Annotated in this window: 7 protein-coding genes; 1 reads left to right on the top strand and 6 read right to left on the bottom strand. The window is 71.2% G+C overall.

The genetic code is table 11. The annotated features are described in order from the left end of the window. On the bottom strand, window positions 1-443 hold a 443-nt coding region (locus VF522_RS09475; protein WP_330908002.1), incomplete at its 3' end, for an alpha/beta hydrolase-fold protein. After that, window positions 443-1,246, bottom strand: coding sequence for a class III extradiol ring-cleavage dioxygenase (locus tag VF522_RS09470; protein WP_330908001.1), 804 nt, complete (start codon window positions 1,244-1,246; stop codon window positions 443-445). The genes VF522_RS09475 and VF522_RS09470, both read right to left, overlap by 1 nt. Window positions 1,247-1,354: 108 nt before the next feature. Here VF522_RS09470 and VF522_RS09465 point away from each other — a divergent pair, with 108 nt between their 5' ends. Beyond that, entirely contained in the window at window positions 1,355-2,254 is a 900-nt protein-coding gene (locus VF522_RS09465) for a LysR family transcriptional regulator (protein ID WP_330908000.1), read from the top strand. Here the strand turns inward: VF522_RS09465 and VF522_RS09460 are convergent, their stop codons facing one another. The 4 genes from VF522_RS09460 to xdhA all read right to left on the bottom strand — a co-directional run bounded on the left by VF522_RS09460 (window position 2,255) and on the right by xdhA (window position 10,390). Further along, window positions 2,255-3,652 carry a DUF3999 family protein gene (locus VF522_RS09460; protein ID WP_330907999.1) on the bottom strand — a complete coding sequence of 466 codons (1,398 nt, stop codon included), beginning with the start codon at window positions 3,650-3,652 and terminating at the stop codon, window positions 2,255-2,257. Beyond that, entirely contained in the window at window positions 3,649-6,444 is a 2,796-nt protein-coding gene (locus tag VF522_RS09455) for a DUF2339 domain-containing protein (protein WP_330907998.1), read from the bottom strand. Before VF522_RS09455 ends, VF522_RS09460 begins: the two co-directional genes overlap by 4 nt. 135 nt (window positions 6,445-6,579) lie before the next feature. Beyond that, entirely contained in the window at window positions 6,580-8,889 is a 2,310-nt protein-coding gene (gene xdhB / locus VF522_RS09450) for a xanthine dehydrogenase molybdopterin binding subunit (protein ID WP_330907997.1), read from the bottom strand. Window positions 8,890-8,902: 13 nt separating this feature from the next. Further along, on the bottom strand, window positions 8,903-10,390 hold the full coding sequence (gene xdhA / locus VF522_RS09445; protein ID WP_330907996.1) for a xanthine dehydrogenase small subunit: 1,488 nt from the start codon (window positions 10,388-10,390) through the stop codon (window positions 8,903-8,905). Window positions 10,391-10,435: the final 45 nt, after the last annotated feature.

Here is a 10,435-nt window from a genome sequence, read left to right as displayed (position 1 = left end):
AGCCGCACGCCGTCCGGCGCGCGGTGCGGCAGTTCATCGAAACGCCCGGACAGCGACACCACGCGGGCCGCCGGAGGCGGCGCCTCCATGGCGGCAGCGAGCGACATGATCGCGCCCTGCGAGAAACCGAGCAGCGTCGTGCCGGCGGCCGGCACGCCCGTGTGCTCCTGCCATCCGCGCACGGTCTCCAGGAAGCGGGGCAGGGTGGCCCGCACGCGGTCCGGCCGGTTTTCCTCGGTCACGCCGCGCACCGAGAACCATTGCAGTCCGCTGCCGAAGTCGGAAGCATCCGGCGCGGGCACGCTCACCACCGCGGCATCCGGAAAGGCGCGCGCCAGCAGCTGTCCCACCGGCACGAGGTCCCGCGGGCTCGCGCCCACGCCGTGGAACAGCAGGAACAGTTCGCGCGGCTGCGCGGGCGTTTGCAGCACCAGGCCGTCCATCAGCGCGCCTCCTGCGCCGGAGCGCCGAACAGGAAGGAATCCATCGACAGCACGCCGTAGGTGATGCCGCCTTCGAGCGTCTGCACTTCCTCCTCGCCGGCGGCGGCACCCGCGGCCACCAGCAGCGGCAGGAAGTGCTCGGTCGTCGGATGCGCGCGCTGCGCGTGCGGCGCGATCTCCAGCGTGCGTTGCAGGCGGGCGTCGTCACGCGCTTCGACCGCCTGGCGGACCCACGCCGCGAACTCGCGCGCGTACTCCGCTTCCGCGCCGTCGCCGGTCATGCGGAATTCGTACAGGTTGTGCGTCATCGAGCCCGAGCCGACGACCAGCACGCCTTCGTCGCGCAGGGGCGCGAGCGCCTGGCCCAGCGCATAGGCCTGTTCGGCGCTGAGTCCGGCCGGCAGCGAGACCTGGAACACCGGCACGTCGGCTCGCGGGTAGAGGAAGCGGATCGGCACCCAGGCGCCGTGGTCCAGTCCCTGGTTGGCATCGGCATCCACCGGCCAGCCGGCAGCGCGCAGGACCTCGATGGTGCGCGCCGCCAGCTCCGGGTGGCCCGGGGCGGGGTACTGGATGCCGTACAGGGCGCGGTCGAAGCCGCCGAAGTCGTGCACGGTCTCCGGCGCGGCGGTGGTGGCGACGCCGACGGCGCCGCGCGTCATCCAGTGCGGCGAGACCACCAGCACGGCGCGCGGGCGCGGCAGGGTTTCGCCGGCGGCGACCAGGCGCGGGCCGAGCTGGCCCGGCTCCAGCGCGAAGGTCGGGGCGCCGTGGGAGATGAAGAGGACAGGGGTGCGGCTCATGGGGAACTCCTTGCATCGGCCGGCTGGCGGCCACCCCTCCAATCTAAGTGTCACGCGGCCGGAAATAAACATGGTTCAATGGCACACACTGTTTCGTGTGGAGTGACAATGGACCGTTTCCTCGAGCTGCGCACCTTCGCCGAGGTGGTCGATGCGGGCAGCTTCGCCGCCGCGGCCGACCGCCTGGAGCTGTCCAGGGCGGCGGTCTCGCGCCACGTCGCCGAGCTGGAAGCGCGGCTGGGCGTGCGCCTGCTCCATCGCACCACCCGCAAGCTGTCGCTCAGCGAGGAGGGCGAGGTGTTCCACGCCCGCGCCCGCCAGCTGCTGGCCGACATGGAGGAAGCCGAAACCGAGATCACCAGCCGCAGCCGCGAGGCGGTCGGCCTGCTGCGGGTGAGCGTGCCGGTGAGCTTCGGCATCCGGCACCTCGCGGACGTGTGGGGCGCGTTCCGCCGCAAGCATCCGAAGGTGACGCTGGAGATCGACCTGTCCGATCGCGTGGCGGATCTCGCCGAGGAAGGCCTGGACCTCGCGATCCGCATCGCGAGCCTGCCCAGCTCCAGCCTCGTCACGCGCCAGCTCGCCACCACCCGCATGGTGCTGTGCGCGTCGCCCCAGTACCTGCGCCGCGCCGGCCGGCCGAAGCATCCGCGCGACCTGGCGGAGCACGCGGTGGTCGCGTACAGCTACTGGTCGGAGCGGGACGAGTGGGAGTTCGACGGGCCGGACGGCGCGGTGACGGTGCGCACGCAACCTTGCATCCGCACCAACAACGGCGACGTGTGCCGGGCGGCGGCGTTGCAGCACCAGGGGCTGATCCTGCAGCCGACCTTCCTCGTCGGCGAGGACCTGCGCGCCGGCACGCTGGTGGAAGTGCTGCCTGGCTACCGCTCGATCACGCTGGGCATCCATGCGGTCTACCAGAGCCGCAAGCACATGACGCCCAAGCTGCGGCTGCTGATCGACTTCCTCGCCGCCTGGTTCCGCGAGCCGCGCTGGCCCGCGTGATCAGGTGCCGGGCTTCGCGTTCACTTGCCGCAGCAGCGACCAGGCCACGGCACCGAGCAGCAGCACGCCGGCGAGCAGCACGGCCCACAGGCCGGCGGTCTTGTTGTCGACGCCGCGCGGCAGCCAGGGCGTCCACCAGCCGGTGGCTGGCCCGGCGTCGACCTGCGTGGCGACGATGCGCGCCGCGGGCAGGTTCTCGACCTTCACTGTCGTGGCCGAGGCCAGCATGGCGATCGGCAAGGCCGCCGGCGGCGTCGCGCCGCGGCCGGCGACGACCTGGTAAGGCCCCGCGCTGCCCGCGGCGAACACCACTTCCACCGGCTCGAACCGCACGCGCGCGGTGAGCGGCACGCCTTCGAGGCGCGTGCCGTGCGTGGCTTCCACCCGCAGCCAGCGTGCCGAAGGTTGGTACAGCACCGCGGCCGGATTGGTGCTCTCCTGGCCGGCGGCGCCGAGCCGGTAGACCAGCGTGTTCGCCAGCAGCCGCCACGGCTCCGACGCCTCGTTGCGCCCGAGGATGCGCACCGGCAGCAGCGTGTTGTCGCGCGCGGTCGTGAGCTCCACCCGCGCGATCGGCGTCGCGAAACCGAGCTGCCATTCGACCGCGTTCGGGCCGTCGGCGATGCCGGCGGGCAGCGTGAGCGCAGGCTGTTCGCGCTGGGCCAGCGCCGCGGCGAGCAGGCCCGCGACCGATTCGACGGCGATGCCCTCCTGGCCCGCCCACTCCAGGCGCAGGTAGCGGTCCTGCAATTGCACGGGCGCGGAGAGTTCCAGTTGGTCGTTGACCGGGGCGCCCTCGCCTTCGAAGCGGTAGAGGCGTCCGCGCACCGGCAGCGGCGTCCAGCTCGCGAGGTCCGGGCTGGTCGAGAGCGTGACGGCCACCGGCACGTTGGCGGGTAGCTGCGCGCGCACCACGAAGCCGCTGACGGCGTCCTTCTGCGCGCGCGTGTCGAACAGCACGGCGGGCAGGCGCTGCGCGGCGGGCTTCGTCGCGCCGGAGTTGCCCTCGCCGAGCTGCACCCACACCGATTGCTGCTGGCCGTCCTGCTGCACGCGCATCTGGAGCGTGCCCTTGGGTGCCGCCGCGCCCGCGGGGGCCGCGTACAGCGGCAAGGCGCGGAAGGCCCCCGTCTCCTGGCGTGGCGCGGCCGACGGCTGCGGCGGCGTCGCGAAGGCGAAGGCCACCGGCGCGCCGCTCGCATCGAACACGCGCAGGTCGGCCGCGTTGCGCGTCTGCAGGCGCGCCAGCGCTTCGGCCGGCAGCGGCAAGCGCACGAGGCCGCTCTGCCCGGACGTGTCCAGCGTGGCGCGCCAGGCGAAGCTGGCCGCGGCGGGATCGTCGGCGCCGAGCGCGGGGAGCGCGAACGCGCCCGCGAGCAGCATGGCGTGCAGCTTCATGAGGTCGCTCCCTGCAATGCTTCTTCTCCTTCCGTGCGCGGCGTCGCGGGCCGCGCAGGCGGCAGCGGCGCGAACCAGCCCACCACCAGCATCAGCAGGCCCACGGCGATGAACACCACGATGCGTTCGGAGCCGCCGCGATTCGACAGGTCCACCACGAACAACTTCAGCACGGTGAGGCCCAGCAGCGCCGCGCCCAGCATCCAGGGCAGGCGCTGCGCGCGGCGGTGCGCCGCCACCATCAGCACCAGCGCGATCAGCGTCCACAGGATGGAGTAGCCGGCCTGCACCAGGAAGGACGAGGACAGCGCATCGAAGGACCAGGCGACGCCGCCCCAGTGGTGCGCGACGCGCAGCCACACGGTGTTGATCGCGACGAAGCCGATCGCCGCGAGGACGCCGGCGGGCACCGGGCCGCGCATCACGCCGGGCAAGGCGAGCGTGCTGCGCCGCAGCTGCACCAGCCACATCGTGCAGACCAGCAGCGCGAGCGCCACCGCGAGGTCGGTCGGATTGAGCAGCGGCACGTAGGGCAGGGGCCACGCTTCGCCGCGGGAATACACGGCCACCAGCAACGCGCCGGCTGCGAGGCCCAGCGCGATCGGGGCCGCGGCGCGCCAGGCATAAGCGGACAGGAAGCGGTCCAGCGGCCAGTGCCGCGCGGCGCCGCCTTGCAGCGCGCCGCGGCAGGCGCGCACCAGCGCGATCAGCACCAGGCTGGCTGCGACCAGCAGGATCACGGTGGCCCAGGCGGTGCGCCACAGCTGCGCCTTGCCGATGGCGAACACCAGCAGGTTGCCCGCCAGCAGCACGACCAGCCACACGCCGCCGGCATGCACCCAGGGCCACCAGGCCTGCGGGCGGCCGCCGTCGAGGCGCCGCAGCATCACGGCATGCAGCACCAGCGCCAGCGGCCATACCAGCCCGCCGCCGCCCTGGAACACGTGGTTCTGGCTGGCCATGCCCCATAGCGCGATCCAAAGCATTACGGGCATGTTCAGCCAGGCCGGCGTCGCCGCGATGGTCCACGGCGTGGCGCGCCGCGGCAGCGCGAGGTGGTGCAGCGCGAAGGCGCTCAGCACCCAGCCGGCCATGTGCATCATCTGCTGCTGGGCGCGTTCGAACAGCGGCAGGTAGTTGCCCTGGATGTCGATGACGTAGCGGCCGATCTCCACCCCCAGCGCCGCCTGCCACCAGAGGAAGCCGATCCAGAACAGCGCCGGCGACAGGCCGTCCTCGACCTGCGCGAAGGCCTTGGCGAAGGCGCTTTCTCCGCGCTGCAGCGGCGCGCGCGACCACCATGCGATGGCGAGCGCCGCCCCCGCGAGCATCGTGGCGCCGAGGAAGCCCGGATTCGCGATCGGCCAGGTGCCGGCCGACGATGCCGTGTGGCCATCGAGATAGAGGATCGCGGCGAGGCCCTGCAGCGCGATGGCGAAGGCGCGCGCCAGCCAGCGGCCCTGGCGGCGGCCCATCCAGTAGACGCCCGCGCCTTCCACGGCCCACACCGCGGAGGTCCAGCGGCCGTCCAGCGCCAGCGGAATCGCCAGCGTGAGGAAGCCCAGCGCCAGCGCGAGGAAGCACTCGGCCAGCCAGCGCTGCACCGTCGCATCGCGTCCCTGGCGCCGCAGGCTCCAGGCGCCGAGCAGCACGTAGACGCCGCCGAGCGCGAGCGAGGAGAAGGCGGTGGCGTAGGGGAAGGGCCGCACCAGCGCGGCCTGCAGCCCGAAGGCGACGATGGGCGTGCCGAAGACCAGCGTCGCGTCCACCGCCTTGTGCGCGCCCTGCGCGTGGCGCAGCGCGTAGAACAGGCTGGCCAGCAGGTAGACGCCGAAGAAGGCGACGAGGAAGGGCTGCGTCGTCGGGTAGTGCTCCGGCTGGTAGCGCAGCACGCCCCAGACGGTGGCGACGCCGAAGGTCGCGAAGAAGCCGAGCAGGTTGAGCGCGCGCCAGGCTTTCGCCCAGGCGATCACCGCGATCGCCACGCCCAGCAGCAGGTAGTAGCCGAAGAGCCCGACGTGGCTGCCCTGGCCGGTGGACACCAGCACGGGCGCGGCGAAGGCGCCGGCGAAGCCGATGAAGGCGAGCGGCAGCGCATCGAGCGCGATCGCGATCACGGCGGAGAACAGGCAGATCAGGCCCAGCGCGGCGAAGGCCGCGGCCGCGGGCAGGAACTGGTAGAGGCGGAAGGCGGCGAACACCGTGAGGTACAGCACCGCGATGCCCGCACCCTGCAGCGTGAGCGCATAGGCGAGGCGGTTGGCGCGGCGACGGTGCATGCGCAGGCCGAAGGCGAACAGCGCGATGCCGGCGACGCCGATGGCGGCCAGGCGCAGTTCCGGCGGCAGCAGCGCCTGTTCGACGGCGTAACGGGCGAGGAAGGCGAGGCCGATGAACAGCACGACCACGCCCATGCGCACCACCGTGTTGCCGCCGAACAGCCAGTCGCGCGCGCACAGCACGAGCTGGGTGACGAGGTCGGGTTGCGCGGGAGCGGCCGGGGCAGGCCGTGCCGGTGCGGGACGCGGCGGCACGGGGGGTGCCTCGGTGCGGGCAGCGGCCGGCGCCACCTGTGCGGGAGCCGCTGCGATGGGCGCAGTGGCGGCCGCACGGGGGGCCACGGGCTCCGTTGCCGCACCCTGCAGCTTGCGCATTTCGTTGCGCACCGCCGTGCGCAGCGTCCAGCCGGCTCCCGCGCCGAACAGCGCGCCGAGCACGGCATGCAATTCCCAGTCGTACCCGTGCCAAAGCAGGCCGAGCAACGCGCCCCAGGCGATTCCCCACAACACCATGGCAACCTCCTCGCAATGAGACCGCCGATGGTGCGGCGGCCGCGCCCTTGTCTCGGGCTCGTTTGCGGGCAGTATAGGAAATCGGTACCGGGGAGCGCGCCGCGTGGGGCCGAGGGCGCACCGTCCGTCGCGCGCTCAGTCCTTCAAAGCCTTCAGCACGTTCTCCGCCGTCGCCGGCGCGTCCATGTGCACCTTCCCGTCCCCGCGCGCCGCGGCCGCCGCGTCGCGCAGCGCCTCCCACACGCTGATCGCCAGCATGAAGGGCGGTTCGCCGACGGCCTTGCTGCCGCCGACGTTGTCTTCGCGATTGGCTTCCGGCCAGAAGTCCACCTTGAAGTGCGGCGGCAGGTCGCCCGTGGCCGGGATCTTGTAGGTGCTCGGCGCGTGGGTGGAGAGGTAGCCCTTGTCGTTCCACACCAGCTGCTCGGTCGTGAGCCAGCCCATGCCCTGGACGAAGCCGCCCTCGATCTGGCCGAGGTCGATCGCCGGGTTGATGGACTTGCCGACGTCGTGGAGGATGTCCACCTTCAGCACGCGGTTCTCGCCGGTGAGCGTGTCGATGGCCACTTCGGTGACGGCCGCGCCGTAGGCGAAGTAGTAGAAGGGCCGGCCGGTCAGCGTGTGCTTGTCGTAGTGGATCTTGGGCGTCTTGTAGAAGCCGTCGCTCCACAGCTGCACCCGCGACTTGTAGGCGTCTTCCACCAGCTGTTCCCACGTCATCACCGCGTCGGGCGCGCTCACCTGGCCGTGGGCGAAGACCACCTGCTCGGGCTTGCAGTTCTGCTTTTCGGCGACGTAGTCGGCCAGGCGCTGCCGCACCCGGCGCGCCGCGAACTGCGCGGCACGGCCGTTGAGGTCGGTGCCGCTCGACGCCGCCGTGGCGCTGGCGTTGGGCACCTTGCTGGTGTCGGTGGCGCTGATGCGCACCCGCTCGAAGGGCACGCCCAGTTCGTCCGCCACCACCTGCAGCACCTTGGTGTGCAGGCCCTGGCCCATCTCGGTGCCGCCGTGGTTCACCTGCACGCTGCCGTCGGTGTAGACGTGCACCAGCGCGCCGGCCTGGTTGAAGAAGGTGGCGGTGAAGGAGATGCCGAACTTGACCGGCGTGAGCGCGAGCCCGCGCTTGATCACCGGACTGTTCGCGTTCCAGCGCGCGATCTGCTCGCGCCGCGCGCGGTACCGCGAGCTCTCCTCCAGCCGCGAGATCAGCGGCTCGAGGATGTTGTCCTCCACCGGCATCTGGTAGTGCGTGACGTTGCGCTCCCCGATGCCGTACAGGTTCGCCTTGCGCACGTCGAGCGGGTCCTTGCCCAGCGCCCGCGCCACGTCGCCGAGGATCGCCTCCATCACGATCATGCCCTGCGGCCCGCCGAAACCGCGGAAGGCGGTGTGGCTCTGCACGTTGGTCTTGCAGCGATAGGACACGATCTCCACGTCGCCGAGGAAGTAGGCGTTGTCGACGTGGAAGACGGCGCGGTCGGCCACCGGCCCGCTCAGGTCGGCGGTCCAGCCGCAGTTGGCCATCAGCACCAGTTTCAGGCCCGTGAGGCGGCCGGTGTCGTCGTAACCCACCTCGTAGTCGTAGGCGAAGGGATGGCGCTTGCCGGTCACCATGAAGTCGTCGTCGCGGTCCAGCCGAAGCTTCACCGGCTTCTTCAGCTTGCGAGCGGCGAGCGCGGCCCACACGGCGATGTGGCCCGACTGCGTCTCCTTGCCGCCGAAGCCGCCGCCCATGCGCCGGCATTCGACCGTCACCGCATGGATCTCGATGCCCAGCGCGTGCGCGACCCAGTGCTGCGCCTCGCCCGGATGCTGCGTGCTGGAGTAGATCCACCAGTTGTCCTGCTCCAGCGGCAGCGCGTAACCGACCTGGCCTTCCAGGTAGAAGTGTTCCTGGCCGCCCACCTCCAGCGTGCCGGCGAGGCGGTGCGGCGCTTTCGCGATGCCTTGCTCGGGTTCGCCGCGGCGCACCGTCACCGGCGGCAGCACGAAGCTTTGCTGCTTCGCGGCCTCGCGCACGTCGACGATCGCGGGCAGGGGCTCGATGTCCAGCTTCACCTTGCGGGCGGCGCGGCGCGCCTGCATCACCGTCTCGGCCACCACGACGCCGACCACCTGGCCGACGAATTCCACCGTGTCGCGCGCGAAGATCGGCTCGTCGTGCACGAAGGTGGCGAGGAACGGGTCGCCGGGGATGTCCTGCGCCAGCACGACGCCCTTCACGCCATCCATCTTCAGCGCTTCGGCGGTGTCGACCTTGCGCAGCTTGCCGCGCGCGACGTTCGACAGGATGGGCGCCGCATGCAGCGTGCCCTTCACCTCGGGGATGTCGTCGATGTAGGTGGCGCTGCCGGCGACCTGTGCCCGGGCGCTCTCGTGGAAATGCGCGCTGCCCGTGGCGGGCTGCGCCGCGGGCGTCGTGAGGTACTTCTCGGGGGCGTTCATGTTCTTGCCCTTGTCATGCCGGGCTTGACCCGGCATCCACTGGGTCCCGGATCAAGTCCGGGATGACAAGCTCGAGGTTGATGTGTTCATAGCCCTGGCTTTCCAGCCAGAAGCGCTGCATCAGGTTGCCGAGCACTTCGGCGCGGTAGGCCGAGGACGCGCGCATGTCGCTGATCGGCTGGAACTCGGCGCGCAGCGCCGCGGCGGCCTCTTGCGCGGCCTGCGCCGTCCACGGCTGGCCGCGCAGCACCGCTTCGGCCTGCAAGGCGCGCACGGGTGTCGCCGCCACGCCGCCGGCGCCGATGCCGACCTGCACCGTCACACCCTCCTCGATGCGCGCATTCACCACCAGGCACACCGCGGAGATGTCGTCGTCGTAGCGCTTGGAGATCTTGTAGGCGCGAAGCAATTCGCCGGGAGCGGGACGCGGCACCTTGATCCACGCCACCACTTCATCCGGCGCCAGCACGTTCTTGCGGTAGCCGGTGTAGAACCGCTCCAGCGGAAGGTCGCGGTGCCCGCGCTGCGACAGCAACACCACGTGCGCGCCCAGCGCGATCAGCAGCGGCATCGAATCGCCGATCGGCGAGCCGTTGGCGACGTTGCCGCCCAGCGTGCCCGAATTGCGCACCGGCAGCCCGGCGAAGCGGTTGGCGAACGTCTTGAGCTGCGGCCGATCCTCGATCAATGCATCGTAGGCCTCGGTCAGCGTCGCCGCCGCGCCGATGGCGATGTGGTTGTCATAGCGCTCGATGCGGCGCAGTTCCTCCACGCGCGTCACATCCAGCACGCGGGAGAACTGCATGTGCATCTTGGTCACCCACAGGCCGACGTCGGTGCAGCCGGCGACGATCTGTGCGTCCGGATGCTGCGCGCGCAGCGAGAGCAGCTCCGGCAGAGAGCGCGGAGCGAGATAGCCCGAGACCGACGGGGTCCGCCGGCTGGCCAGTTCCTCGAGCTTCGCCACGACCGCCGGTTCGTCCACTGTGCGGCGGGGCAGTTCCGCCATCTGCTGCGCGGCGTCGAGGATGGGCCGGTAGCCCGTGCAGCGGCACAGGTTGCCCGACAGTTCCTCCTGCGCGAGTTCGCGGGTGATCGCCTTTTCCCGGCACACGTGGTTCTGGTACATGCCGAACAGGCTCATCACGAAGCCGGGCGTGCAGAAGCCGCATTGCGAGCCGTGGCACCGGACCATGGCCTCCTGCGCCGGGTGCAACGTGCCGTCGTCGTCCGCCAGGTCTTCCACGGTCCAAAGCGCGAGTCCATCGACCGAATGCGCCAGCCGGATGCAACTGTTGATCGCCTTGTATTCGAGCCGTCCGTCGCGTGCTTCGCCCAGCACCACCGTGCAGGCGCCGCAGTCGCCTTCGCCGCAACCTTCCTTGGTTCCGGTGCAGGAAAGGTCCTCCCGCAGCACCTCCAGCAGCGTGCGGTCGGGTGGTACATTGGCCACGCTGACGAGTTCGCCGCGCCGGACAAATCGGATCGTCTTGGATTCCATTCGGTTCAGTATGGGTCAATTCCTCGTGATGCAGCGAGGTTAGGG

Source organism: Ramlibacter sp. (assembly GCF_036383835.1).
Taxonomy (GTDB): Bacteria; Pseudomonadota; Gammaproteobacteria; order Burkholderiales; family Burkholderiaceae_C; genus Ramlibacter.
Note: the sequence above shows the minus strand (reverse complement) of the source record. Positions and strands in the feature narration are given on the sequence as shown.

Excerpts from the sequence above, each read along its gene's own strand:
- VF522_RS09470 (WP_330908001.1), bottom strand. The coding sequence starts at position 1,246 with ATGAGCCGCACCCCTGTCCTCTTCATCTCCCACGGCGCCCCGACCTTC.
- VF522_RS09465 (WP_330908000.1), top strand. The coding sequence starts at position 1,355 with ATGGACCGTTTCCTCGAGCTGCGCACCTTCGCCGAGGTGGTCGATGCG.
- VF522_RS09460 (WP_330907999.1), bottom strand. The coding sequence starts at position 3,652 with ATGAAGCTGCACGCCATGCTGCTCGCGGGCGCGTTCGCGCTCCCCGCG.
- VF522_RS09455 (WP_330907998.1), bottom strand. The coding sequence starts at position 6,444 with ATGGTGTTGTGGGGAATCGCCTGGGGCGCGTTGCTCGGCCTGCTTTGG.
- xdhB (WP_330907997.1), bottom strand. The coding sequence starts at position 8,889 with ATGAACGCCCCCGAGAAGTACCTCACGACGCCCGCGGCGCAGCCCGCC.
- xdhA (WP_330907996.1), bottom strand. The coding sequence starts at position 10,390 with ATGGAATCCAAGACGATCCGATTTGTCCGGCGCGGCGAACTCGTCAGC.